The 25,068-nt window shown below is 68.3% G+C and carries 22 protein-coding genes; 11 read left to right on the top strand and 11 right to left on the bottom strand.

Annotated features, from left to right (window positions below; translation table 11 throughout):
* The first annotated feature begins 31 nt into the window (after positions 1-31).
* Positions 32-1,453 carry a M20/M25/M40 family metallo-hydrolase gene (locus QSK35_RS26435; RefSeq protein ID WP_285750358.1) on the top strand — a complete coding sequence of 474 codons (1,422 nt, stop codon included), beginning with the start codon at positions 32-34 and terminating at the stop codon, positions 1,451-1,453.
* Here QSK35_RS26435 and QSK35_RS26430 read toward each other — a convergent pair.
* Complete coding sequence (locus QSK35_RS26430) at positions 1,407-3,629, bottom strand: P-loop NTPase fold protein (protein ID WP_285750204.1); 2,223 nt, start codon at positions 3,627-3,629, stop codon at positions 1,407-1,409. The genes QSK35_RS26435 and QSK35_RS26430 overlap by 47 nt on opposite strands.
* Positions 3,630-3,729: 100 nt before the next feature.
* Here QSK35_RS26430 and QSK35_RS26425 point away from each other — a divergent pair, with 100 nt between their 5' ends.
* The 5 genes from QSK35_RS26425 to QSK35_RS26405 all read left to right on the top strand — a co-directional run bounded on the left by QSK35_RS26425 (position 3,730) and on the right by QSK35_RS26405 (position 11,094).
* Positions 3,730-6,339, top strand: a complete 2,610-nt coding sequence (locus QSK35_RS26425; RefSeq protein WP_285750203.1) for an MGH1-like glycoside hydrolase domain-containing protein — start codon at positions 3,730-3,732, stop codon at positions 6,337-6,339.
* Positions 6,340-6,532: 193 nt separating this feature from the next.
* Positions 6,533-7,351: a basic amino acid ABC transporter substrate-binding protein gene (locus QSK35_RS26420; protein WP_285750202.1), complete on the top strand. Its 819-nt coding sequence runs from the start codon at positions 6,533-6,535 to the stop codon at positions 7,349-7,351.
* Between the two features lie 75 nt (positions 7,352-7,426).
* Positions 7,427-8,224 (top strand): amino acid ABC transporter permease, encoded by a 798-nt coding sequence (locus tag QSK35_RS26415; RefSeq protein ID WP_285750201.1) that lies wholly within the window; start codon positions 7,427-7,429, stop codon positions 8,222-8,224.
* Positions 8,221-8,988 (top strand): amino acid ABC transporter ATP-binding protein, encoded by a 768-nt coding sequence (locus QSK35_RS26410; protein ID WP_285750200.1) that lies wholly within the window; start codon positions 8,221-8,223, stop codon positions 8,986-8,988. Before QSK35_RS26415 ends, QSK35_RS26410 begins: the two co-directional genes overlap by 4 nt.
* Complete coding sequence (locus QSK35_RS26405) at positions 8,989-11,094, top strand: hypothetical protein (protein ID WP_285750199.1); 2,106 nt, start codon at positions 8,989-8,991, stop codon at positions 11,092-11,094.
* Here QSK35_RS26405 and QSK35_RS26400 read toward each other — a convergent pair.
* Together QSK35_RS26400 and QSK35_RS26395 are read right to left on the bottom strand one after the other, a co-directional pair.
* Positions 11,072-11,737: a Crp/Fnr family transcriptional regulator gene (locus QSK35_RS26400; RefSeq protein ID WP_285750198.1), complete on the bottom strand. Its 666-nt coding sequence runs from the start codon at positions 11,735-11,737 to the stop codon at positions 11,072-11,074. The two genes, QSK35_RS26405 and QSK35_RS26400, sit on opposite strands and share 23 nt — an antisense overlap.
* Positions 11,738-11,984: 247 nt before the next feature.
* Entirely contained in the window at positions 11,985-12,932 is a 948-nt protein-coding gene (locus tag QSK35_RS26395) for a hypothetical protein (protein WP_285750197.1), read from the bottom strand.
* An 88-nt stretch (positions 12,933-13,020) separates the two neighbouring features.
* Between QSK35_RS26395 and QSK35_RS26390 the strand changes: the two genes are divergently transcribed.
* On the top strand, positions 13,021-13,917 hold the full coding sequence (locus QSK35_RS26390; protein WP_285750196.1) for an ROK family protein: 897 nt from the start codon (positions 13,021-13,023) through the stop codon (positions 13,915-13,917).
* On the opposite strand, the gene mctP is transcribed toward QSK35_RS26390, so the two are convergent.
* The 3 genes from mctP to QSK35_RS26375 all read right to left on the bottom strand — a co-directional run bounded on the left by mctP (position 13,895) and on the right by QSK35_RS26375 (position 16,570).
* Entirely contained in the window at positions 13,895-15,529 is a 1,635-nt protein-coding gene (gene mctP, locus QSK35_RS26385) for a monocarboxylate uptake permease MctP (RefSeq protein ID WP_285750195.1), read from the bottom strand. The genes QSK35_RS26390 and mctP overlap by 23 nt on opposite strands.
* Before the next feature lies 1 nt (position 15,530).
* Positions 15,531-15,794 (bottom strand): DUF3311 domain-containing protein, encoded by a 264-nt coding sequence (locus QSK35_RS26380; RefSeq protein WP_285750194.1) that lies wholly within the window; start codon positions 15,792-15,794, stop codon positions 15,531-15,533.
* Between the two features lie 89 nt (positions 15,795-15,883).
* On the bottom strand, positions 15,884-16,570 hold the full coding sequence (locus tag QSK35_RS26375) for a GntR family transcriptional regulator (protein ID WP_352244148.1): 687 nt from the start codon (positions 16,568-16,570) through the stop codon (positions 15,884-15,886).
* 81 nt (positions 16,571-16,651) lie between these two features.
* Here QSK35_RS26375 and QSK35_RS26370 point away from each other — a divergent pair, with 81 nt between their 5' ends.
* From QSK35_RS26370 to QSK35_RS26360, 3 genes are read left to right on the top strand one after another with little or no spacing between them, the layout of a single operon-like run.
* Entirely contained in the window at positions 16,652-17,455 is an 804-nt protein-coding gene (locus tag QSK35_RS26370; protein ID WP_285750193.1) for a LamB/YcsF family protein, read from the top strand.
* A complete protein-coding gene (locus tag QSK35_RS26365) occupies positions 17,452-18,696 on the top strand; it encodes a pyroglutamyl-peptidase I (RefSeq protein ID WP_285750192.1) in 1,245 nt (414 codons plus the stop codon). The genes QSK35_RS26370 and QSK35_RS26365 overlap by 4 nt, the downstream gene beginning before the upstream one ends.
* Entirely contained in the window at positions 18,693-19,532 is an 840-nt protein-coding gene (locus tag QSK35_RS26360) for a septum formation family protein (protein WP_285750191.1), read from the top strand. Before QSK35_RS26365 ends, QSK35_RS26360 begins: the two co-directional genes overlap by 4 nt.
* A 219-nt stretch (positions 19,533-19,751) precedes the next feature.
* On the opposite strand, the gene QSK35_RS26355 is transcribed toward QSK35_RS26360, so the two are convergent.
* The 3 genes from QSK35_RS26355 to QSK35_RS26345 all read right to left on the bottom strand — a co-directional run bounded on the left by QSK35_RS26355 (position 19,752) and on the right by QSK35_RS26345 (position 22,841).
* Positions 19,752-19,973: a hypothetical protein gene (locus QSK35_RS26355; RefSeq protein WP_285750190.1), complete on the bottom strand. Its 222-nt coding sequence runs from the start codon at positions 19,971-19,973 to the stop codon at positions 19,752-19,754.
* A 70-nt stretch (positions 19,974-20,043) separates the two neighbouring features.
* The gene (locus QSK35_RS26350) at positions 20,044-21,855 is read right to left on the bottom strand and encodes a phosphoenolpyruvate carboxykinase (GTP) (RefSeq protein ID WP_285750189.1); all 1,812 of its coding nucleotides are present in this window, start codon (positions 21,853-21,855) and stop codon (positions 20,044-20,046) included.
* 299 nt (positions 21,856-22,154) lie between these two features.
* Entirely contained in the window at positions 22,155-22,841 is a 687-nt protein-coding gene (locus tag QSK35_RS26345; RefSeq protein ID WP_285750188.1) for a DUF6802 family protein, read from the bottom strand.
* A gap of 131 nt (positions 22,842-22,972) precedes the next feature.
* On the opposite strand from QSK35_RS26345, the gene QSK35_RS26340 reads away from it, so the two are divergent.
* Positions 22,973-23,677 carry a DUF3592 domain-containing protein gene (locus QSK35_RS26340; protein WP_285750187.1) on the top strand — a complete coding sequence of 235 codons (705 nt, stop codon included), beginning with the start codon at positions 22,973-22,975 and terminating at the stop codon, positions 23,675-23,677.
* On the opposite strand, the gene QSK35_RS26335 is transcribed toward QSK35_RS26340, so the two are convergent.
* Together QSK35_RS26335 and QSK35_RS26330 are read right to left on the bottom strand one after the other, a co-directional pair.
* A complete protein-coding gene (locus QSK35_RS26335) occupies positions 23,674-24,213 on the bottom strand; it encodes a cupredoxin domain-containing protein (RefSeq protein WP_285750186.1) in 540 nt (179 codons plus the stop codon). The genes QSK35_RS26340 and QSK35_RS26335 overlap by 4 nt on opposite strands.
* A complete protein-coding gene (locus tag QSK35_RS26330; protein ID WP_285750185.1) occupies positions 24,213-25,052 on the bottom strand; it encodes a cupredoxin domain-containing protein in 840 nt (279 codons plus the stop codon). The genes QSK35_RS26335 and QSK35_RS26330 overlap by 1 nt, the downstream gene beginning before the upstream one ends.
* Positions 25,053-25,068: the final 16 nt, after the last annotated feature.

Below are 25,068 nucleotides of genomic sequence, written 5' to 3'. Positions count from 1 at the left end.
TAACCTAGGACGGGCGGATTGCCATGACAGGATCGTCCACGTGGAGAACTCCGTGGTAATCAGCACCGTCCGCCGGCTGTGGGACGAGGAGATCGTCCCGAGCCTGTCCGAGCTCGTGGCCGTGCCGGCGATTTCGCCGATCTTCGATCCGAAGTGGGCGGAGAACGGCCAGCTAGCCGCCGCGATCGAGCACGTGCGGGCGTGGCTCGCGCAGCGTTCGCTGCCGGGCGTGACGATCGAGGTCGTCGAGCTCGACGGTCGTTCGCCGCTGCTGCTCGTTGACGTGCCGGCCACCGACTCTTCATCCGACACGGTGCTTTTGTACGGACACCTGGACAAGCAGCCGCCCGTGGCCAACTGGTCCGAGGGTCTCGGTCCGTGGACACCGGTGCTCCGCGACGGCCGCCTCTACGGCCGCGGCGCCGCCGATGACGGCTATGCGGGCTACGCGGCGATCGCCGCGATCGAGGCGGTCCGGGCCGCCGGCGGTACCCATTCGCGTGCCGTGATCCTGCTCGAAACGGGCGAGGAGTCCGGTTCGCCCGATCTGCCCGCGTACCTCGAGCACCTCGGCGACCGCTTGGGTGATGTTTCTCTCGTCGTCTGCCTCGACTCCGGCGGCAACGATTACGACCGCATGTGGCTGACCACGTCACTGCGCGGGTTGCTGCAGGTCACGGTCACCGTGCGCACCCTCGAAGCCGGCCTGCACTCCGGCATGGCGTCCGGTCTCGTCGCGAGCTCGTTCCGCATCGCCCGCCAGCTGCTGGACCGGCTGGAGGACTCCGAGACCGGGCACGTCCTGGTGCCGGAGATGCACGTCGAGATCCCGCCGCACCGCATCGCCGAGGTCCGCGAGGCCGTCGAGACCGCGCCCGGTGCCCTGCTCGGCGCCGTCCCGCGCGTCGGCGCGCTGGCCCCGATGTCCGACGACGAGACCGAGATCGCGCTGAACTCCAGCTGGCGCCCGACCCTGTCGATCACCGGCGCAGACGGCCTCCCGTCGCCCGACGACGCGGGCAACGTGCTGCGGCCGTTCACCACCCTGGTCCTGTCGTTCCGCCTGCCGCCGACGGCCGACGCCGAGGCCGCGCTGGAGAAGGTGAAGCAGATCCTCACCACGGACGTGCCCTACGGCGCGACCGTCGAGCTCAGCCGCATCGAGACCGGCAACGGCTGGAACGCGCCCGAGCTGGCGCCGTGGCTGCGCACCGCCCTCGACGACGCCTCGAAGGAGATCTTCGGCGCGCCGTGGCGGACCGTCGCGCTCGGCGGGTCGATCCCGTTCATGGGGCTGCTGCACGAGGCGTACCCGGACGCGCAGTTCGTGGTGACCGGCGCGGTCGGTCCGGACTCCAACTGCCACGTTCCGGACGAGTGGCTGAACCTGGCGCAGGCGACGCGTGTCACGCAGGCCGTGGCGCTGGTGCTGGACGCCCACTCCAAGCGCTGAGCCCCCACTGCTCGCGGATGTCCGCGAGCAACGCCAGGGCGGTCGCAGGGTTGTTCCCCGCGTACCGCCTGGCACGGGCCAGCAGGTCGAAGTTGCGGCCGAGCATGCGCTCCCTGGTCAGGTTCTCGTCGAACACCTCGATCACCGTGGCCAGGAAGCACACCCGTGCGGCCACGGCGTCCCGCAGGTCCACCACCACCGCCGACTCGCCGGTGTAGGACGCGAGCAACCGCTCGCAGTACGCCAGGTCCTTGGCGCCTGCCCGGTCGTCGAGTGCGCGCACCAGCTCGGTCACGTCGGCGCGGTCGGGCACGGTGATCAACGCGTCGACCGTCGCGTGGCAGGCCCGGACCAGCTCCGCCTCGGCGACCGCCTCCGCCAGCGGCCGCAGGCCCTGGCCGATGTGGTCGTCCGCCAGCTCGACGATCGTCCGGACCGTGCGCACCAGCTGCCGCGCGAGTCCGCCGGAGAACACGTAGGCGAGCGCGAGGAACTGCTCGGACAGGCCGATCACATGCCTGCGCAGCAACACCTTGGCGTTCTCGAAGTTCAGGTGGTCCACGCGCACGACCTCGTCGAACGAGCTGTCGAACGTGCTGCGCAACCCGATGCCGGACAGCTCGAAGTCGTGCTGCGCCTCGGTCGACACCGAGACGAGGTAGTAGCAGCCGCGCACGTCGAAGATCGCCTTGATCTCGTTGAGGAGCCGCCGCGCCGGGTCACCGGCGCCGATCCGGTCGAGCTCGTCGATGCCGATGACCACCCGGCCCGGTTCCCGGCCGGACGACTTGGCCTCCGCCTCCAGCACCGCGACCGCGTCGGCCAGGAACTCGCGGAACCGGTCGACCAGCTCCGGGTACGTCAGCGCGCGGCCGGCCATGCTGAGCCCGGCCTTGCCTGCCACCTCGAACACCTTCGCGCCGCCCTTCACGGTCGCCTCGGTGCTGTAGGTCCGCACGTACCTGATCAGCGAGAGGCACTCCTCGGCGGTGGCCACCAGGTCGCTGAACTGGCCGGGCCGCGGGCGCCCGTCGTCGGCGAACGGCGACCGCACCTTCCGGACGAGCCGGGTGCCCGCGCCGGGCATCACATCAGGAACGGCCTGCCGCGCGTAAGCGATCGCGGCCTGGCAGGTCTTCGTGAACAGATGCAGCACGAACTGTTCCGGCTGGTACTCGACCGGGGCCGAGGTGAAGACGGCGAGGTCAGGGCCGCGGTTCTCGTCCCGGTACTGGCCGCCGCAGTACGCCCGGAGCAGGTTCGTCTTGCCCGCACCACGCGGCCCGGCGAGCGCGAAGCTGCCGCCCGCCACCGAGTCGACCAGCCGGACCAGGCGCTCGCTGGCCGGGGTCGAGACGTGCGTGAGCACGTAGTCCGCGCTCTTCAGACCGGGTGTCGCCCGCACGGTCAGCGTGGTCGAGTAGTCACCGGCCGTCTCCCGGACGTTGATGAACGTGCGCAGCGCGGGCAGCAGTCCCTTCTCCAGCAGCGCGCCCTTCCAGGCCCGGAACGTCTCGGCCGCCTTGGCCTGCTTCGCCCGGTCGTGTTCGGACGGAAACACGTCGGCCGCGGGGATGCACATGATCGCCAGCACGACGAAGGCACCGAACCCGACCGGAACGAGCCACCACGACCACCCGATCCAGGCATACGCCAGCCACCCGAGCTCGACGACGCCCGCCACCATCCCCACGACCGACCAGCTCTCGCCCTTGCGCCGCCCGTCGCCGTCCGGCCGGAGCGCTCGGCTCAGGTTGACGCCGCCGATCGCGGCCCCCACCACGGCGATGCCGGCCAGCACGAGCAGCATCGGCACCACGGCCACCTTGGCCGCGCTCAGCACCAGCCACCCGAGCAGGACGAACTGCACCACGGGCACGATGATCAAAGCCCAGACGAGGTCCCTGACCGGGTTGGAGCTGACGAAGAGGTTGGCTGCCGCGTCGACGGCGGTGCGCCACGCGTTCTCCTCGGGCTCGGCGGCGAGGAACACCGTCGCGGCCTGGCTGCGGCCCTCGGTCCGCAGCGCCTGCTCGGTGACCCCGCGCGGCCCGATCACGGGCCGGATCTCGTCGCGGGCGAGTGCCTCGGTGATCAGGCTGTCGAGCAGGGCATCCTTGTCGAGCTGGTCGACTCGCTGCGGCTGCGGGTAGTCGCTCACAACTGTGTGTGCCAAATTCGCGCCTCAGCGTTACAACCAGCGGATCGAGTGAGAAAGACCCCAGTCCTGACCGGGGTGCAACAGATCTTCTGAATCGATGCCTCACACTGGGGCCATGAGCGAGCAAGCGGAACGGGCGCGTCTCGCCGACTCGGGGACCCCGACCTCCCCGTGGCGGCTGTGGGGCCCGTACCTGGCCGGACGCCAGTGGGGCACCGTGCGCGAGGACTACTCGGCGGGCGGCGACGCGTGGTCGTCGTTCCCGTTCGACCACGCGCGGTCGCGGGCCTACCGCTGGGGCGAGGACGGCATCGCCGGCATCTGCGACCTGCACGGGTTCCTCAACTTCGGGCTCGCCCTGTGGAACGGGAAGGACCCGATCCTCAAGGAGCGGTACTTCGGCCTCACCAACGACGAGGGCAACCACGGTGAGGACGTCAAGGAGCACTGGTGGGTGACCGACGGGACGCCCACCCACTCGTGGATGCAGGTGCTCTACCGCTACCCGCAGGCGGAGTTCCCGTACGAGGAGCTCCGCCGGCTGGCGCGCGAGGCCGACCGGACCGACCGGGAGCCCGAGCTCGCCGACACCGGCGTCTTCCACGAGAACCGCTTCTTCGACGTCACGGTCACCTACGCCAAGGCGGACACCGACGACATCTGCATCCGGATCGACGCCACCAACCACGGGCCCGAGGAAGCGCCGCTGCACCTGTTGCCGCAGCTGTGGTTCCGCAACACCTGGGCGTGGGGCCGCGACGACCGGCGTTGCTCGATCATCGGCAGCACGACCAATGGCAGGAGCTTCGTCGCCGAACACGGGCAGCTGGGCCGGTACACGCTGCACGTCGAGGGCACGCCGACGTTGCTCGTCACGGACAACGAGACCAACGACGAAGCGCTGTACGGAACGCCGAACCCCACCAGGTTCACCAAGGACGGCATCGACGAGTACGTCGTCAGGAACAGGACGACCACCTGTCAGGTCGTCGGACCGGACGACACGAGCGAGCCCGGTACGAAGGTGGCCGCCTGGTACTCGTTCGACCCGGTCGAGCCCGGTGAGACCGTCACCATCCGGCTTCGGCTCACCCAGCATCACCACGAGGACCCGTTCCGCGACTTCGAGTCCACAGTGGACGCCCGGAAACGGGAAGCCGACGAGTTCTTCGACGCGTTCGACGTCCAGGGCCATGAGAAGCAGGTGCTGCGCAAGGCGCTCGCCGGGCTGATGTGGACCAAGCAGCACTACCGCTACCGCACCCGCGACTGGTTCGACGGCGACCCGATCCAGCAGCAGACCAGGCACAACGCACGGAACGCCCACTGGCGGCACATCGACGTGGCCGACGTGATCTCCATGCCGGACGAGTGGGAGTACCCCTGGTTCGCCGCGTGGGACCTGGCGTTCCACACGATCCCGTTCACGCTCGTCGACCCGGCGTTCGCGAAGGAGCAGCTGCTCCTGCTGTGCCGCGAGTGGCTGATGCACCCGAACGGCCAGCTGCCCGCGTACGAGTGGGAGTTCGGCGACGTCAACCCGCCGGTGCACGCGTGGGCCGCGCTGCAGGTCTACCGGATGGACGGCGGCTGGGACCGGCGGTTCCTCGCGAAGATCTTCCACAAGCTGCTGCTCAACTTCTCGTGGTGGGTCAACCGCAAGGACGCCGACGGCAGCTACCTGTTCGAGGGCGGGTTCCTCGGCATGGACAACATCGGGCCGATCAACCGGTCCGAGCCGATGCTCGGCGAGTGGCGGCTCGAGCAGAGCGACGCGACCAGCTGGATGGCCGCGTACAGCCTGCACCTCATGCAGATCGCGCTGGAGCTGGCGCGCGAGGACGAGTCCTACGAGGACGTGGCGACGAAGTTCGTCGAGCACTTCCTGAGCATCGCCGAGGCGTTCACGAACTTCGGCAGCACGAACACCGGCATCTGGAACGAGGAGGACGGGTTCTGCTACGACCGGGTCAGCAACGGCACCGTGTCGGAGCCCGTGCGCGTGCGGTCGATGGTCGGCCTCATCCCGCTGCTGGCCAACGCCGTGCTGGAGCCGTGGGTGCTCACCGACCTGCCCGGCTTCACCAGCCGGCTGAACCACCTGCTCACGCGCCGGCCGGAGCTGCGCCAGTTCATCCGCTACGGCGACAAGGGCGCGCTGGTCAGCCTGCTCGACGAGGCGAAGGTGCGGCGGGTGCTGCACCGGATGTTCGACGAGCACGAGTTCCTGTCGCCGCACGGCATCCGAAGCCTGAGCGCGGCGCACCGCGAGGGACTCGAGGTGATCGTCGCCGGCCAGGAGCACCGGATGGGCTACGAGCCGGGCGAGTCGCACACGCCCATGTTCGGCGGCAACTCGAACTGGCGCGGACCGATCTGGTTCCCGATCAACGCGCTGCTGGTCGAGGCGCTGGAGACGGTCGACGGGTTCGCCGACGGCGCGTTCCGGGTGGAGCTGCCCAGCGGCTCGGGCCGGCAGCTGACCGCGGGCCAGGCGGCGGACGAGCTGGCCCGCAGGCTGGTGTCGCTGTTCCTGCCGGACGCCGATGGCCGCCGGCCGAGCGACGGCAAGCGCATCGAGGCGTCCGACCACCCGCTCTGGCGTGAGCACGTGACCTTCTCGGAGTACTTCGACGGCGACACCGGTGAGGGGCTCGGTGCCTCACACCAGACCGGATGGACTGCCCTGGTCGCAGGCCTGTTGATCAAGCGACACCACGGTTAGTCGTCGCGCGACAGCATTTCGTGCATACGTTGTGTGAAATACCCCATTCCGCGCAACAAACAGGGGCTGGATGGGGTATTTCACGCAAGAGTCATGCGTGAACGCCCTCTGTAACACGCACGTGCTGTGCATCAGGTCACCCAAGTGGCAGTATCCCGGTCACTCGTCCGCAACAGTTACGAGGAGTGACGCAGTGGCTCGTCGAACCAGGCAGGTGCTGGCCCTGATCCCGGCGTTGGGGCTGGCCGTGATGGCAGCAACGGGCTGCGCGACGCCGGTGAACCAGGGGTCCAGCAGTGGCGGTGGCGACATCGCCCTCGTGCAGAGCGGCAAGCTCGTCACCTGCACGCACCTCTCCTACAAGCCGTTCCAGTACACCGAGGGCGACAAGACGATCGGCTTCGACGTCGACCTCGTCGACCTGGTGGCCAAGGAGCTCAACGTCAAGCAGGAGATCTTCGACACCCCGTTCGAGACGATCACCTCGGGCGCCGCGCTCAACACCGGGCGGTGCGACCTCGCGGCGGCGGGCATGACGATCACCGACGAGCGCAAGCAGGCGATCGACTTCTCCGACCCGTACTTCGACGCCACGCAGGCGCTGCTGGTGAAGAAGGGCGCTCCGTACAAGAGCCTCGCGGACCTCAAGGGCAAGAAGATCGGCGTCCAGCAGGACACCACCGGTGAGAAGTACGCCAACGACAACAAGGCCGCCAACGGCTACGAGGTCGTCCAGTTCGAGGACCTGCCGCTCTCCGAGACGGCCGTCCGCACCGGCGCCGTCGACGCGGTGATCAACGACAACGGCGTGGTCTTCGACTACGCCAAGGAGTTCCCGGAGACCGAGGTCACCGCCGAGTTCAACACCGGCGAGCAGTACGGCATCGGCATCAAGAAGGGCAACACCAAGCTCCTCGCCAAGGTCAACGAGGTCCTGAAGAAGGCCAAGGAAAGCGGCGAGTACGACAAGATCTACGAGAAGTGGTTCGGCAAGAAGCCGGAGAAGAAGTAGCCGGTTTCGCACGGGGCCGGTGATTTTCACCGGCCCCGCCGCATGTCCGAACCAAGTCGCTAGGAGCCGCTGACCATGGCGATGTCCAAACGCAAGCGCGCCCAGTACTTCAGGTACGCGCAGTACGGCCTCCTCGTCCTGGTGGCCGCGCTCATCGCGATCTTCGCCGACTGGGAGAAGATCCGGACCGCGTTCTTCAACCTCGACGTCGCGATCAAGATGTTCCCGACGATCATCGTCACCGCGTTGAAGAACACGATCATCTACACCGTGCTCGGGTTCACCTTCGGCCTCGCGCTCGGCCTGGTGCTCGCGCTCATGAAGCTGTCGTCGGTCGGGCCGTACCGGTGGCTCGCCACGATCTACATCGAGTTCTTCCGCGGCGTCCCGGCGCTGCTGGTCTTCATCGCGATCAGCGCGGGCGTGCCGCTGGCGTTCAACCTGCTGTTCGACATCTACTCGACCGCCATGCTGGCGCTCGGCATCGTCGGTGCCGCCTACATGGCCGAGACGATCCGCGCGGGCATCCAGGCGGTCCCGAAGGGACAGGTCGAGGCGGCCCGGTCGCTCGGCATGTCGGTCGTCCGCACGAACGTCACGATCGTGATCCCGCAGGCGTTCCGGATCATCCTCCCGCCGCTGACCAACGAGCTGATCCTGCTGACCAAGGACTCGTCGCTGATCAGCATCATCGGCCTGACCGGCGCCCAGTACGAGCTGACCAAGTTCGGCCGCGAGACGCTGAGCCGCAACCCGTCGCTGACGCCGATCCTCGTCGCAGGCCTGGCCTACCTGATCATCACGTTGCCGCTCGGCTACCTGTCACGTCGCCTGGAACGCCGCACCGGTGGGAAGAAGGTGTCCGTCGTATGAGCGACATCTGCGTCGAGATCAGCGGACTGAAGAAGTCGTTCGGACCGCTGGACGTGCTCAAGGGCATCGACCTGACGGTCCAGCGCGGTGAGGTCGTCTGCATCATCGGCCCGTCCGGGTCGGGCAAGTCGACCCTGCTGCGTTGCGTGAACCTGCTGGAGGAGCCGACGGGCGGCAAGATCGTCGTCAACGGCACGGAGCTGACGGACCCGGACGTCGACATCGACGCCGCCCGCACGAAGATCGGCATGGTCTTCCAGTCGTTCAACCTGTTCAGTCACCTGACCGTCGTCAACAACCTGACGGTCGCGCAGCGCAAGGTGCTCAAGCGCAACGAGAAGTCCGCGCAGGAGATCGCGCTGCGCAACCTGGAGCGGGTGGGGCTGAGCGAGAAGGTCAACGCGATGCCCGCGCAGCTCTCCGGCGGTCAGCAGCAACGTGTCGCGATCGCGCGGGCGTTGTCGATGGACCCCGAGGTGATGCTGTTCGACGAGCCGACCTCCGCGCTCGACCCCGAGCTCGTCGGCGACGTCCTCGGCGTCATGCGGCAACTCGCGCAAGAGGGCATGACGATGCTCGTGGTGACGCACGAGATGCAGTTCGCACGCGAGGTGGCGGACAAGGTGCTCTTCATGGACGGCGGGTACGTCGTCGAGGAGGGTCCGGCCGAAGAGGTCATCGGAAACCCGCAGCAGGAAAGGACAAAAACTTTCCTTTCGCGCGTTTTGGACCCGACACACCACGGTCCGGGTGATCCTGAGTAAATGGCCTTGAGCAAACTCCCCGCGGCCGACGTGCTGCGGGGGTTGGGGGAACCGGACAACAACAGCAACTCGGGGACCTGGCGGCTGCCTCGGCGCAAGCCGAGCACGCCGCCGGTCATCCGGGTCATCGACCGCACCATCACCGGCACGTTTGACCTGCGCGCGTGTGAAGTGCCGTACCTGCTCGAGTTCGTCCGCTGCACCTTCGAGAACGTGCCGGACCTGCGCCAGAGCAGCCTCGCGGGCATCGAGTTCGACCGGTGTTCACTACCCGGCATCGCGGGCCGGAACCTCAGCAGCAGCAACGACGTCGCGTTGCTCGGCTGCACGATCGACGGTCAGCTGGACCTGACCGATGCGGACATCTCCGGCTCCTTGCTGTTGCGGGACAGCACCTTCCGCCAACCCGAAGGCCAGACCGTACTAGCGGACCGGCTGACGCTCGCCGGCGCACTGCTCGCGCCCGGCATCAGGTCCGAGGGCGAGATCCGGATCGCGGGCGCCCGTATCGGCGGCAACTGCAACCTCGGCGACGCCGTGCTCGACAACGAGAACGGCATGACGCTCAACGGCAACGGCGTGCAGATCGGCGGCAACCTGCTCGGCGCGATCACCTCCAGGGGCGTGGTGTTCCTCGCCAACGCGCGGATCAGCTCGGCCCTGTCGTTGCGCGGCGCGACCCTGGCGCGCGGCACGGCCTACGAGGTGACCACGGACCCGCACGCCGATCCCAGCGCGACGCTCGTGCTCGACCGGATCGACGTGCGCGGCGACGTGGAGCTGGACCTGGGCTTCGCCAGCGCGGGCACCGTGCGGATGAAGAACGGCAAGATCGGCGGCCGGCTGTCCATGGCGGACTCGGTGATCGACGCGGTGACCCGGCCGATCGGCAACGAGCCGACCGGGTACGGGCGCGCGCTGCACTTCGACGGCGCGGAGATCGGCGGCGACTTCATCGGCCGCGGCTCGCGGCTCAAGGGCCAGCTGCGGATGGTCGACCTGCACGTGCTCGGCAGCCTCATCCTCGACGGGTCCAAAGTGGACAACCCGAAGGCGGACGCGGTGCTGGCCAACCGGTGCCGCGTCGGCAGCAACTTCGCGTTGCGCGGCGCCGAGATCGCGGGCGGGCTCGAGCTGCGCGGCGTCAACGTGGGCGCGAACCTCGACCTGCGCGGCAGCCGGCTCACCCAGCCCGGCCGCTATCGCAACCAGCCGCGGGAGAAGCCGTCGCTGGACATCGGCGGCGGTGTCATCGGCCGCGACCTCGTGTGCGCGCAGGGCGAGAAGGAGTTCGTCGCGCACGGCGGCGTGCGATGCCGGCGCGCCACGATCGGCCGCATGGCGAACTTCAACGGCGCGGTGCTCGGGTACAAGCTGGACAGCCATGCGTTGAACGGCATGGGCATGCAGGTCGCGGAGCTGATGCTCAACGTCGTCTCGCCGCCGAAGGGCGACGTGACGTTGCGACAGGCGCGCTGCACCTCGTTGGACGACAACGACAAGTTCTGGGAGGCGACCGGGTACATCGACCTGGACGACTTCCGGTACGACTCGCTCGCACACCCGATCGACCTGCGCGACGACGAGCAGGTCGAACAACGGCTGCACTGGCTGCGGCAGGCGACGCGTCGGGCCTACCGGCCCCGGCCGTACGACCAGTTCGCCGAGATGCTGCAGGCCAGCGGCAACGACGAGCACGCGTCCACGGTCATGATCGAGAAGCAACGGCTGCGGTACCGCGCGCTCGCCGAGGGCATGCGGTTCTTCGGGCCGCTGGTGCTCTTCTGGAGCTGGCTGCAGCGGTCCATGGTCGGGTACGGGTACCGACCGGCGCGGGCGCTGGGCTGGCTGGTCGTGTCGTGGTTCCTCGGCAGCCTGTGGTTCGAGATCAAGCCGGATCTCGTGCCGATCAACGAGCAGGACCACCTGCCGTGGAACGCGTGGCTGTACACGATCGACCTGGTGGTGCCGATCGTGGACTTCGGCAACAAGAACCGGTGGCAGACGCCCGGCGCGTCGCAGTGGATCGCGTCCGGGCTGATCGTCACCGGCTGGATTCTCGCCACGACGGTCGCGGCCGGCATCACGCGGATGCTGAAGCGTTGACGATCTCCTCCAGGACCTCGGGGCGGTGCACGATCATCCGCTGCCGCCCGGTGGTGAGCACGCCGTCCTCGCGCAGCTCGCGCAACGCCCGTGCGACGGCCTCCCGGGACGCCGAGATGAGGCCGGCCAGGTCCTGCTGGCTGATCCGCAACGTGATCAGCACACCGTCCCGCGTCCGCACGCCGTAGCGCAGCACGATCTCGTTGAGCAGCGACGCGAGCCGCACGAACGTGGTGCGGTCGCCGTACTCCGCGCGCCGGACGTTCGCGGTGCGCAAGCGACCGCTGATGATCTTCAGCAGGGCCGACGAGACATCCGGTTCGCGCATCAGCCTGGCGAACCGCTGGGCGGGCAGCCACAGCGCGGTGACGTCCTCGACGGCGATGACCGACGCGGACCGCGGGTTGCCGTCGACCGCCGCCATCTCGCCGATGATGTCGCCCGGTTCACGCACGCCGAGAACCACGTCGTGCCCGCCGCCCGCCGAGGTGACCACCTTCGCCCGTCCGACGGTCAGCACGAGCACCCATCCGGCCCGATCCCCCTCGTTGATGATCACCTTGCCCGTCTTGTACCGGCGTTCGACGGCCTGAGCGAGAAAGTCCTGCCTGGTCGATTCCAAGAGCATGTCCCAGAAGTTCATGCTTTCCTCCCCCTGAAGAATTGGCCATTATTTGGCCAATTCCCCGATCGCTGGCCCACCCCAATTGTGTTCTGTAATGTCACCCACATCCAGTTCGGCGTTGTGTGTCAACTGGCACAGAACGGATCCCCTCACCACTGCGACGCTCTCGGCAGTCGGGGTGAGACAGAGGGGAGAACGGGATGGAACCGCACTCGATCGTGGTCTTCGTGCTGATGGGCTGAATGGCCAGTGGGGAGGAGGTGGGTCAGCTTGCGGGAGCTGGCCCACCGGCCCACCTCCATTGCACGCCGTATCCGAATCCCATGTCCAACTCGTCGAACTCGACCTGCACCGCGCCGCTGGCGTCCACACTGAGCAATTCACCGCACGGCGTCGCGTCGTCGACCATCCGCATCGGAGTGCGCGAAACCAGCCACACCGAACGCGGCGGATTGTGCACATCGAACTGAATCCGCACCGAGAACCGGTCGCATCGGCGGTGCGGTGAGAACACGTAGTGCGGGCGCATCGGCTGCCCGTCCGGCACCCGCAGCTTCATCGCGTACTCGTGCGTCTGCCCGCTGTGCAACGGCTCGGGCAGCTCGATGGTGAACCGGAAGTAGCTCTCGGACGGGTGTTCCTGCTGCACGAGCTTGCCGCCGTACAGCACCTTCGCGTTGACGTCGTGCAGCACACGCTGGTCCGCGCGATGCCTTGGCAGGCTCAGCGCGGGCACGATCGCGTCGACACCGTCCCTGGTCGCGACGATCTTGCGGCGTTCGACCACCTCGGGCGTACCCATGTCGAGCCGCACCTGCGCCTCGAACGCCTGCACGTACCAGCCCTCGTCGCCGGGCCGGTTCTCCGCGGCCTGCACCAGCAGCTCGATCGCGTCGTCCGCGCGGCGCCGCGCGGTACGGGTCTGCTTGCCGATGGCCTGCGCGAGCCACTCGACCCGTTCGGTCAGCTTCGTCTGCTGCGCCTCCGGGTGGATCGCGAGGGCTGCCAGCGCCGCGAGTTTGAGGTCGGGCTGCAACCGGTCCGCGAGCCGTTTGAGCTCGTCGGTGACCTTCTGCCGGATCACCGGCTGGCTGTCCTGTGGGGTAATGCCACACAACGCGCGTAGTGCGTTGCCTGCAAGAGTGTCGATGTCCGCCGCAAGAACACCCCGGCCCTTGCGCAGCCGTCGGAGCTCGTCCCGCAGCCCTGGCATGGCGCATATGGTGGCAGTGGTCGCACGGCCACGGCCAGCCACCGGCAACAATGTGCGGGTTGTTGGTTCAACCGGGGGAAGGCGCGGCGTGACTGATCTGGTGCTGGCAGTGGACTTCGGCGGCACCAAGATCGCCGCGGCGCTCGTCGGCGGGGCCGGCGACGTGGTGCGGTCCGCGCAGGTGGCGACGCCGCAGGTGGACACGTGGGATGCGGTCGCGGACGTCGTCGGGCGGGTGCTGGACGGCGAGCAGGTCGCGGGCGCCGGAATCGCCTCGGCCGGGCCCGTGGACACGGCGGCGGGCACGGTCAGCCCGATCAACGTGCCCTCCTGGCGCGAGTTCCCGCTGCGGGAACGCGTGGCCTCGCTGGTGCCGGGTGTGCCGGTCGAGCTCGCGGGCGACGGCGTGTGCATGGCGCTCGGCGAGCAGTGGCGCGGGGCCGGGCAGAGCAGCCGGTTCATGGTCGGCCTGGTCGTGTCGACCGGGGTCGGCGGCGGGCTGGTGCTCGACGGCCGGCCGTTCGGCGGGCGGACCGGCAACGCCGGGCACATCGGGCACGTCGTGGTCGAGCCGGACGGCGAGCCGTGCACGTGTGGCGGACGCGGCTGCGTGGAAACCGTGGCGGGTGGACCGCGAATGGTGAGCTGGGCTTCGGCTCGGGGCTGGCGCGGTGCGGACGCGATCGCGCTGGAGGCGTCGGCGCGGGCCGGTGACCCGGTGGCGCTGGCGGCGTTCGAACGCGCCGGGCACGCGGTCGGGCTGGCGATCGCCGCGACCGCGGCCGTGTGCGACCTCGACCTCGCCGTCATCGGCGGCGGTGTGGCCCAGGCGGGCGAGCTGTTGTTCGACCCGGTGCGCCGCGCGTTGGCGACGCACGCGGGTCTGTCCTATCTGTCTACATTGGACGTTCGCCCCGCCGTCCTGGGTGGACGGGCGGGGCTCGTCGGTGCCGCTGCCCTCGTTAGTGGGCCGCGACCGGCTTGATCCGGTCGCTGTCCTCGTCGACGTGGTAGTCGGACGGGTCGGTCTGGTCCGTGCCGTTGAACACCTTGGCGCGCCTGGCGATCACCGTGACGATCGCGGCGACGATCAGGTTGACCGCGATCGCGACGACGCCGACGTAGATCTGCAGCGTCGACCCGGCGAACGGGTGCCAGCCGAACAGCGACAGCTTGTCCAGCGCGAGCGCCGAACCACCGAAGTGCGGACGCTTACCGTCGGCGCTCGGGATCTGGTACAGCAGGTACATCCCGTACCCGAGACCCGCGACCCAGCCCGAGATCAGGCCCCAGACGTGGAACCACCGCGTGTACAGCGCGATGGCGACGGCCGGGAGCGTCTGCAGGATGATCACGCCGCCGATCAGCTGCAGGTCGATGGAGAACTGCGGGTCGATGAACACGATGAAGGCGACCGCGCCGAACTTCACGACCAGGCTGGCGATCTTGGCCTGCTGGGCCTCCTCCGCCGGGGTGGCGTGCTTGCGGATGTACTCCTTGTAGACGTTGCGCGTCCACAGGTTCGCCGCCGCGATCGACATGATCGCCGCGGGTACCAGTGCGCCGATGCCGATCGCCGCGAACGCGATGCCGGCGAACCACGACGGGAAGTTGTGCCCGAAGAGCTCCGGCACGATCGTGTTCGTGTCGGCCCGGCCGGTCGCCTGGTTGACGATCGGCTTGGTGCCCGCACTGATCGCGACGTAGCCGAGCAGTGCCAGCAGGCCCAGCACCAACGAGTACGCGGGCAGCGCGACCATGTTGCGCTTGATGACGTTGCGGCCGCGGCTCGCCAGGATGCCGGTGAGCGAGTGCGGGTAGAGGAACAGCGCGAGCGCCGAGCCGAGCGCGAGCGTCGCGTACTGCAGCTGGTTGTTGGCGTTGAGCAGGATGCCGTCGCCCTTGGCGGGCGTCGCGTCGAACTTCGCCTGCGCGTCGTTGAAGACCTCGCTCCACCCGCCGAACTTCGTGGGCAGGTAGACGATCGCGACGAGGATGACCAGGTAGATCAGGATGTCCTTGACGAACGCGATCAGCGCCGGCGCCCGCAGACCCGACTGGTAGGTGTAGAGCGCGAGGATCACGAACGCGATGAACAGCGGCAGGTGGCCGAGGATGCCGCTGCCGTTGAGGCCCATGCTGCGCAGCACGGCCTCGAGGCCGACGAGCTGCAGCGCGATGTACGGCATCGTCGCGAAGATGCCGGTGATCGCGATGATCAGCGCCAGCCAGTGCGAGCCGTAGCGGCCCTTCACGAAGTCGGCGGGCGTGACGTAGCCGTGCACGCGGGCGACCGACCACAGGCGTACCAGCGGCAGGAAGACGATCGGGTAGAGGATCACCGTGTACGGCAACGCGAAGAAGCCCGTCGCGCCCGCGCCGAACACCAGCGCCGGAACCGCGACGAACGTGTAGGCCGTGTAGAGGTCGCCGCCCACGAGGAACCAGGTGATCCAGCTGCCGAACTTGCGGCCGCCGAGACCCCACTCGTCGAGGTGCGCGAGCGTCTCACCCTTCTGCCATCTCGCCGCGATGAAGCCCATCACGGTGACGAGGAGGAACAGGATGCTGAATACGACCAACTCGGTCCACTGCATGTCAGTTCGCCCCCTCGTCCAGCTCGTCGACGCCCAGCTTGTCCGGCCCCTTCGTGGTCGGGGTGTCCTTGGTCTTGACGTAGACCAGCAGAACGCAGAGAACGCCCACCGGCACCCACGCGAACTGGTACCAGTAGAAGAACGGCATGCCGAAGAGTCTCGGCATGTCCTTGTTGAACCACGGCGTGATCAACATCAGCAACGGGACCAGCAGGAGCAGGTTCCAGTTGCTCCAGCGCAAGTTGGCCTTGCGGTCAGACGGCATGGTGGCCCTCCGTGTACGCGGTGTTGCGCGGATGTTAGGCCTGATCACCCGCTCGTTGCGCGGATGACATTCCAATCGTGACCGTCTGACTAACTGGACGGCAGGTGCGTGACCAGGTCTTCCTCGGCGATGCGGAAGTACTCGGCCAGGGACTCGACCGCTTGATCGACTTCGTCCTTGCTCAGCAGTTCGACAATGGTGCGATTCCACACGAGGTAGCGCTCGTAGAAGCTCCTGGTCTCCTTGATGACCTGGAACGCGAGCCGCACCTCGGCGTACAGCCGGTCACCTTCTTCGTTGAGGCGGTCACTGCCGGCCAGCCGGGTGATCGCCTGGTGGAACCGGATGTTTCCGGTGCCGACGTCGTTCCAGTTGTCCTTGGCGGCGCCCTTGACGGCGAAGTCGACCGCCTGCCGCACGGCGTCCTTCGCGGCCTTGTCGGCGGCCGGCCACAGCCGCAGCGCGCCGCACTCGATGACCCGGCGCGCGGTGTAGAGGTCGCGCACGTCCGCCGCGGTCGGGACGCGGACGAACACCCCGCGACTGTGCTCATGTACCAGGAGTCGGTCGTGTGTGAGCAGGCGAAACGCCTCACGTAGCGTGTTGCGGCTGACGCCGAGCGCAGTGCCCAGCGCCTCTTCCGAGAGGCGCAGACCCGGCTCCAGCTCGCCCTTGAGCACCCGGCTGCGGATCATGTCCGCGACCTTCTGTGCCGTGCTGACGCGTTCGAGGTCGGCCTTCCCCCCGGCGAGCGCCTCCACCCACGTGTCCGTCATGTTCAACAATCCTACTGGGGTATTGCTGGATTGCTGGATTGAAGTATCGTTGAACAATCCTACAAAGGAGATGGTGGGATTGTGGACCTGAACGCGGACCTCGGCGAAGGCTTCGGCCACTGGACCATGGGTGACGATCTCGGTCTGCTCGACGTCGTCACCAGCGCGAACGTCGCCTGCGGCCACCACGCGGGCGATCCGGACACGATGCGGCGCGTGTGCGCCCTGGCAGCCGCGCGAGGAGTCGCCCTGGGTGCCCACGTCGGGTACCGCGACCTGGCGGGGTTCGGCCGGCGGTTCATCGACGTCGCCCCCGACACCCTGACGAACGAGGTGTTGTGCCAGCTGGGCGCACTGGCGGCGTGTGCGGCCGTCGAGGGCGCCCGGATCTCGTACGTGAAGCCGCACGGGGCGCTCTACAACGCCCTGGTGCGACACGAGGCGCAGGCCGACGCGGTGGTCGACGCCGTGCGGCTGTTCGATCCACGGCTGGCCGTGCTCGGCCTGCCGGGCGCGGTGTGGCTGAAGCGAGCGGCGGTCGCCGGGCTCTCCGTCAGGTACGAGGCGTTCGCCGATCGCGCGTACACGGCGTCTGGAACCCTGGTGCCCCGCGGGTTACCGGGCGCCGTGCTGCATCAGCCGGCGGAGATCGCGGAACGGTGCGTGCAGCTCGCCACCGAGGGCTGGGTGCGCGGCATCGACGGGCGGGCCGTGACCGTGCGCGCCGACTCCATCTGCGTGCACGGGGACACGCCGGGTGCCGTCGCGGTGGCTCGGGCGGTGCGCGCGGCGCTCGAGGCGGCCGGGGTCGAGGTGGCCGCGGCCGGTAACCGTCCTAACGAAGGGTGGTCCGGACCACGTACCCCGGACAGGATCGGCGCGTGAAGAACATAAGCAGCTTGGCCGCCCTGCTCGCGGTGAGTCTGGTGGGCCTGCCCGGCGTCGCGAACGCCCAGGACAAGGCCGCCTGTTTCGACGACAAGGCACCGCTGACGGTCGAGGAGCAGCGCCTCGACGACACCCTGGCGCCCGGCGGACCCGCGGTCGGGCCGGAGCTGGTCTCCAGAGCCGGGTTCGACGACGACGTGCGGCGGTTCACCAGCCGGCTGTGCCGGGCACCGTCGTTGAAACAGGCGCAGGTGCTCGCCGAGCAGGGCGGGAACGACCTGTGGCGGGCGGCCGTGCGGCGTGCCCAGGGCAAGGAGCAGCAGCACGACCGGTTCGACGACCGGCCGCTCTACTGGGCCCGGCTGCAGATCACCAAGGCGCTGCGGCAGTGGACTCATCAGATCGACGGGGGTGAGCGGGCGGCACTGATCCAGCGGTTCGACTGGGCGTCGCGCGGCCTCTCCGACGTCCGGTTCCCGCAGCAGCAGGCCCGGCGAATCCTGGTGACCGGCTTCGACCCGTTCCAGCTGAACGGGCCGACCGTGCGGCGCAGCAACCCCGCGGGCGCGGCGGCGTTGCAGCTCGACGGGCGGGAGATCGACACCCCGCAGGGCAAGGTCGTCATCCAGACGGCCGTGCTGCCGGTGTTGTGGGGCGGGTTCGACGAGGGGATCGTCGAGCAGTTCTACGGCAATGGGCTCAAGCAGAAGCCCGACGCGTTCGTGACGGTCAGCCAGGGGCGGCCCGGCCGGTTCGACATCGAACGGTGGGCGGCGCGCTGGCGGGGCGGCTTCCCGGACAACAACGACCTGCGCTCGGTCGGCACGACGCCGAACGCGGCGGGATGGCCGCAGCCGGCGCTCGAGTTCATCGAGACGACGCTGCCGCAGCAGAAGATGATCGACGCGAAGACGACGCCGTACCCGGTGCAGTTCAACCTGTCGTTCTGCGAATGGCCCGCGGCGCCCGGCGCGGGGAACCCGTCGTGCCGCGCCGACCAGCCGACGCCGGGCGCGTTCGCCCAGTCCGGCGGCGGTGGCAACTATCTGTCCAACGAGAGCATGTACCGCGCGAACCGCGTGCGCGTCGGCATGGGCGCCACCAATGTCCTCGGTGGACACCTGCACACGCCGGTGCTCGGACAGCCCGCGGATCCGGCGGCGATCACCGATCCGGCCTTCGAACTCGAACGCCGGAACATCGCGAACCAAGTGGTGGCTCTAGTCTCAGCGGTGTGAAGCATGTGCGGCAGGCGGTGGTTGTCCTCTTGACGTTGGTCGCGGTCTCCGGCTGCGCCCGGCACATCGGCGGTCAGGCGGTCCCCGGACCGTTGCCCTCCACCGCCTCCGCACCCGCGCCGGACCTGCCGAAGGTCGGGCAGTGCATGAACTCCGCGGAGTTCAAGGCGCTCGACTGCAACTCGCCGCACGAGGCCGAGGTCACCGCGATGGGCGAGATCTCGGGGCTGTCCAAGGACTATCCGGACGAGCGGGACCTGCGGCGGGCCGCGTTGCCGCCGTGCCGCGAGGCGCTGACCGAGTACCTCGGCAGCAAGGACGCGGACGCCACCCGGCTGCAGGTGTGGGCGTTCTGGCCCAACAAGAAGGGCTGGGAGGACGGCCAGCGCTGGCGGTTGTGCTCCGTCATCGAGCTGGCTCCGGACGAGAAGAAGGTGAGCCGAACCGGAAGCGTCAAGGGCGTGCTCGCCGCTTCCGGGTTCGGCACCTACCAGCTCTGTTCGTCGGGTTCGCCGTCCCGCGACGCGAAGCTCACGCTCACCGCGTGCGACAAGCCGCACGTGGGCGAGGCGGTGCCCGGCGTGGTGGCGCTCGGGAAGAACACGGATCCCGCGCCGTCGCAGGAAGACATCAACAAGATGGCCGAGGAGAAGTGCACGAAGGCCGTCACCGACTACGTCGGATCCAGCAAGCGCACCGACGTCAGCGTCGCGTGGCGGACCTTCGGATCGCAGGCCTGGTCAGAAGGTTGGACGAACGCGATCTGCTACGCGGAAACGTCCCGTGCCTTCACCGGCCGGCTGTGGGGCCTTGGCGACAAGCCGCTGCCGAACTGACTGCTCGCGCACGACCTGGGCGACCGAGACCATGAGCACGGCGGCCAGGGACAGCACCAGCATCGCGGCTCCCGCAACGATCCCCATGGCACACCTCCCTTTCCTCCGGTGCGATCTTCGTGACCGCCACTCACATATAGGACGTACCCGGAGGGGGTGTGGTTCACTCCCGACTTCTGCACAGGCTGTGCACAACTCGATCCACAGGTTGTGGACAACTCAGAGGACGACGGTGGACAACACCGCGCCGAGCACAACCCCTAGTAGGAGTCCGGCGGCGAACAACAACACCGGCCGCCACCACCGGGTGCGCGGCACCGGCCGTTGATCCACAGGTACGGGGTAATAACGCACGATTCCGGTCATCGGACCGACCTGGACGTCGCGTGTGGAGCCGTCGAAGTGGAGACCGCCGGGGAGGTCGTCGTCGTGCTGCGTCACACGACAGGTTTACCTCAAAAGAATGACCCGGTGGACGCCGTTGTCCACCGGGTCACCTAACACAACTCGATCAGCCGAGTCGCTGCTTCAGCGCCGCCAGCTCGTCGCGCAGGGTCGTCGGGACCTTCTCACCGATCTTGTCGAACCACTCCTCGACCAGCGGGATCTCGGCACGCCACTCGTCGACGTCGACCTTGAGCGCGGCCTCGACGTCCTCGATCGGCGCGTCCAGGCCCTCGAGGTCCAGGTCGGCGGCGGTCGGCACGTAACCGATCGGCGTCTCCTGCGCGGCGGCCTTGCCCTCGATGCGCTCGATCGCCCACTTCAGGATGCGCGAGTTCTCGCCGAACCCAGGCCACAGGAAACGCTTGTCGTCACCGCGGCGGAACCAGTTGACGTAGAAGATCTTCGGCAGCTTGTCGGCGTCGGCGCGCTTGCCGAGGTCGACCCAGTGCTGGAAGTAGTCACCGGCGTTGTAGCCGATGAACGGCAGCATCGCCATCGGGTCGCGGCGCACGACACCGGTCTTGCCGACCGCGGCGGCCGTGGTCTCCGACGACAGCGTGGCGCCCATGTAGGTGCCGTGCTGCCAGTCGCGGGACTCGGTGACCAGCGGGATCGTCGTGGCGCGGCGGCCACCGAAGAAGATCGCCGAGATCGGCACGCCGTTGGGGTCGTCCCACTCGGGCGCCTTGATGTCGCACTGCTCGATCGGAGTGCAGTAGCGGGAGTTCGGGTGCGACGAGAGCTCGTCGCTGTCCGGCGTCCAGTCCTGGTGCTTCCACGAGGTAAGGTGGGCCGGGGGCTCGCCCATGCCCTCCCACCAGATGTCGCCGTCGTCGGTCAGCGCGACGTTGGTGAACAGCGAGTTGCCCTTCGCGATGGTGCGCATCGCGTTCGGGTTGGTGTGGTAGTCCGTGCCGGGCGCGACGCCGAAGAAGCCGTTCTCCGGGTTCACCGCGTACAGCCGGCCGTCCTTGCCGAAGCGCATCCACGCGATGTCGTCGCCGAGCGTCTCGACCTTCCAGCCGGGGATGGTCGGCTCGAGCATCGCGAGGTTGGTCTTGCCGCACGCCGACGGGAACGCGGCCGCGATGAAGTAGACCTTGTTCTCCGGCGAGGTGAGCTTGAGGATCAGCATGTGCTCGGCGAGCCAGCCCTCGTCGCGCGCCATCACCGAGGCGATGCGCAGCGAGTAACACTTCTTGCCGAGCAGGGCGTTGCCGCCGTAGCCGGAGCCGAAGCTCCAGATCTCCCGCGTCTCCGGGAAGTGGCTGATGTACTTGGTGTCGTTGCACGGCCACTGCACGTCTTCCTGGCCGGGCTCGAGCGGCGCGCCCAGCGAGTGCAGCGCGGGGACGAAGTCCGCGTCCTCGCCGAAGCGGGCGAGGGCCTTGGTGCCCATGCGGGTCATGATGTGCATGGAGACGACGACGTACTCCGAGTCGGTGATCTCGACGCCGAGCATCGGCTTCTCCGCGTCCAGCGGGCCCATGCAGAACGGGATCACGTACATCGTGCGGCCACGCATGCAGCCCCGGTACAGCTCGGTCATGATGGCCTTCATCTCCGAAGGCTCCATCCAGTTGTTCGTCGGGCCCGCGTCCTCCTCGCGCACCGAACAGATGAACGTGCGCTCCTCGACCCGCGCGACGTCCGTGGGGTCCGAGGCAGCCCAGAACGAGTTGGGCTTCTTCTTCAGCGGCACGAAGGTGCCGGCGTCGACGAGCTTCTGGGTCAGGCGGGTCCACTCCTCCGGGGATCCGTCGGCCCACACCACCTCGTCGGGGCAGGTCAGCTCGGCGACTTCCTGCACCCAAGCAAGCAGGCGCGCGTGGTTGGTAGGTGCCTGATCGAGACCGGGAATGGTCACTGCCGTCATCTCGTCTCGTCTCCTGACTGAACGCCTCGGCCGCCCGAGCACGTGTGGGTCCTGGTGGACTTCGTCGTCCTCGGAAAAGGCTGCGCCCGCCCGGTTGGGGCCGGGCGGTAGCTGTAGGGGATGAACCGAGGTTAGCCGGGTTAATGGCGGGTAACACACGCCAGACCTGAGGCTTCTCTCACAAAACCGATTCTGGAATCGATTCAGCACACGGACGGCGTTATGTCTTCCTTAAACCGGGAAAACACAAGGGTCGAAGATGCGGCACTCACCACACCCGAACGGCTGTGACCTGGACTTCAGTTGGGGCTGATCCACTGGCCGGTGGTCGAATCGATTCGGACCACGCCGTCGAACCGCTCCGCCGTGTACCACTCCTCGGCGTCGTCGAGGACCCCGCTCTTGCTGTCCGTGACGTAGCGGCCGTCGGAGTCGATGTGCCCGTGCTCGACCTCAACCCAGTCGTCACCACGGTGTTCCGACATCGTGACCTCGCCTGACCGGGTGATCTCGGTCGAGAGGTCCGCGTGCCCGTCGCCGTCGCGGTCGGTGAACAGCCACGTGTCGCCGTCGGCGTCCTGCACCACGGCGGTGTCCGCCTTGCCGTCGCCGTCGGTGTCCTCGGTGGCCGGGCCGACCTTTCGATCGCCCTCGTCGGTGTCCACGACAATGGTTTGTTGTTGCGTGGAATTCGTCTTTTGTTGCGTGTGGTCGTTCGGGTCCACCTCGACCCACTCGCCCGAATTCTCTTCGAAGCGCGCCTGACTGAGCAGTTTCCCGTCCTTGTCGAACGTGCTCATCAGATCGGCGTCGCCATCGCCGTCGGTGTCGGTGAACGCAAGGTGTCCACCGTCGTCGGTCTCGACCACCGCGCTGTCGTTCACGCCGTCGCTGTCGAGGTCGAACGTGGCCTCCGCGGTGTACTCCTCGTCCGCGACGGTGACCTTCAGCTCGCCGTCGGCCGCACCGTTCTCGTCGATGTACACCGGAACACCTCCTGCGCTCTTGCGTACCGGTAAGACCCACGTTATGCCGGATCGGTTCCGTCGCCAACCTCAACGCCTGGAGGCGTTGTCGCGTTGAAAGGTCGTGATCGGACTTCTGGGGGGAGGACCAGGTGCCGAGAAGACGCTTCCGAAGAACCCTGGACCCGGCGGCGCTGCCCGTTCTCGTGCGCCGGCTGCGCAGCGCGGGCGTGCGGTCCGCGGTGATCGGCGCGGTGCTGCTGATCGGGGGCGGTTTCGGCTGGTACGCGACGGACGCGGCGGAGACCGAGTTGCTCCGGACCGGCGTGCGCGTGCCGGGGCACGTGAAGTCGGTCCAGTCGCGCAGCATCGTGATCGGCTACTTCGCCGGAGGCGACCAGCGCGAGTACCGGGTCCAAGTGCCGATCTCGCACGACTACCTGCCCGGCGACCAGGTCACGGTGATCTACGACCCGAAGGACCCGGCCGGACGGGTGCGCACGACGGCCGAGATGAACATGAACCCCGGCTTCGTCATCTCCGCCGTGGGCGGCGTGCTCGGCCTGATCGTCGGCGCGGGCGGCGTGCTCGGTGTCGTGCGGTGGTCGCGCAGGCTGGGCGTGAGCGAGTGGCGGCGCGGGCACGCGGAGGTCGCCCCCGGCTCTTCGCGGCTGCGGGTGCGGTTCCCAGGACATGTCGAGGACTTCGTGCTGTCCAGGCCGTACGCGGGTCTGCGCCGGTCCATGCCCACCGTGCCCACGACGGTGTGGGTCGGCGGGAACGGCATCGCGTACACCGTGGCCTTCGTGAAGTACGACGACACGACTGTGCTCGCGGCGGTCAAGCCGTTCGGTTAGGTGCGATCCGGCCGCGACCCGATCAGCAACAGGCAGAGCGTCGTCACGGCCGCCACCAGACCTGCCAGCAGCAACATCGGCTGAAGCGTCGCCGTGGGGGCCACCGGCGCCGCGGTCGCCACAACGGCGCTGGTCGTCGTGGTCGTCGGCACGGGTTCCGAAGTGGTTGTTGTCGTCGGCACGGGTGCCGCAGGGGCGGGCGCGGCCGTGGTCACGGGCGCGAGCACGGTGATCCGGGCCCGCATGTCGGGGTGGATCGAGCACACGTAGTCGTAGGTCCCCGGCTGGGTGAAGGTGTAGCTCCACGACTGACCGGTCGACAGCATCGGTGAGCGGAACGTTCCCGCGGCCACGTCGTGCGGTGCCTGGTCGGAGTTGGTCCACGTGACGACGTCGCCGACGTGGACGGTCATGGACGCCGGGGCGTAGGCGTAGTTCGCGATCGACACCGCGTGCGTCTCGACGGCGGGCGCCGTGCCGGGGATGCCCAGCACGGCGAACGCGGCCAGGACGGCGCTGGCCAGGCCGCGCCGCATCAGCAGATCGCCTGGTTGAACGCCGGGTCGAGCATCTGCTCGAACAGGACGGTGTGCGCCTTGATGTAGTTGTCGAACGCCAGCGCGTCATTGACCTGCTGCAACGGCGACGTCTCCAGGTGCGCCGCCTTGACGTGCGCGATGAACGGCGCCAGCGCTTCCTGTGGCAGCGAGGAGCTGAGGGCCGGGTCGAGCATCTGCTCGAACAGGACGGTGTGCGCCTTGATGTAGTTGTCGAACGCCAGCGCGTCGTTCACCTGCTGCAACGGCGACGTCTCCAGGTGCGCCGCCTTGAGGTGGGCGACGAACGGGGCGAGCGTCTCCTTCGACACGCACTTGCCGCTGGACGGCGGTGCGGTGGTCGTCGGGCTCGGATGGGTGGTGGGGTGGCTCGTCGGAGGAGCGGTGGTCGTGGTGGTCGTCGTCGGCGGGGCGGTGGTGGTCGTCGTGCCGGACACGGTGACCGACGCCTTCATGTCCGGGTGGACCGAGCAGTAGTACGAGTACGTGCCGGCCTTGCTGAACGTGTAGCTGAACGTCTGGCCCTGCTGCAGCGTGGGCGAGGTGAACTTCTCCGGCCCGTCGGAGACCACGACGTTGTGCGGCGCGGAGTCGTGGTTCGTCCAGACGACCGTGTCACCGGCCGCGATCGTCAGCGACGCGGGCGAGTAGGCGTAGTTCATGATCTCGACGCTCTTCGACGCCGCGGCCTGTTGCTGTGCCGCGAGGTCGACGGCCGGGGTTGCCGCCGGGCTCGAGCCCACGGCGCTGAGACACAACGCCGTCCCTGCGATACCGAGTGCCGCGACCAGCACGGCGAACCTCGTTGTCTTGTCCACAGTGGATCCTTTCTGG

Origin of the sequence: Lentzea sp. NBRC 105346, assembly GCF_030269605.1 — a bacterium.
Lineage (GTDB): Bacteria > Actinomycetota > Actinomycetes > Mycobacteriales > Pseudonocardiaceae > Lentzea.
This window is presented reverse-complemented; position numbering and strand designations above follow the sequence as displayed.